The following is a 468-nucleotide window of genomic DNA, read 5'->3' on the forward strand; positions in this document are numbered from 1 at the left end:
CATTATTGGGATGCGAAATTATATCGCCTTTACTATTAATAAGAAATGCAAAACCTTCCGATCCTAATATGTCTCGTAGCTGTTGTGTGTATTTATCAATTGTGTCATTTAAGGCGTCAATAGCAAAATAAGGTGAAATAACCCCAATAACCTCTTGATTTTGATTGAAGACCGGGGAGGCCATTACAATTACTGGGTAGTGAAGTAACGGTGACATGTATATATCAGAGAAGTATAAATTCCCTGATAAAGCTTGCTGAAACCATTCCCTGTCACTAATATTATTTCTAACTGTTTTATTATCTCCATCGACGACCACGTTACCGTCTACATCAGCATAAACAACACCCTGGTAGATTTGGTGGACATCAAGAAATTGGTGTATCTGCGCTCTCATTTCCCAAGGCTCACTATCCTGATTCATTAAGATTGGATTTCTTGCTATATATCTTGTATTTGTAATTCTTT

1 protein-coding gene is annotated in these 468 nt (G+C 36.5%); it reads right to left on the minus strand.

The features are described 5' to 3' along the window. Positions 1-424, minus strand: a 424-nt coding sequence (locus AOA62_RS24625) for a cache domain-containing protein (RefSeq protein ID WP_218244164.1), incomplete at its 3' end; no start/stop codon positions are given. Positions 425-468: the final 44 nt, after the last annotated feature.

This window comes from Pseudomonas sp. 2995-3 (genome assembly GCF_002742565.1).
GTDB classification, from domain to species: Bacteria; Pseudomonadota; Gammaproteobacteria; order Pseudomonadales; family Pseudomonadaceae; genus Aquipseudomonas; species Aquipseudomonas edaphica.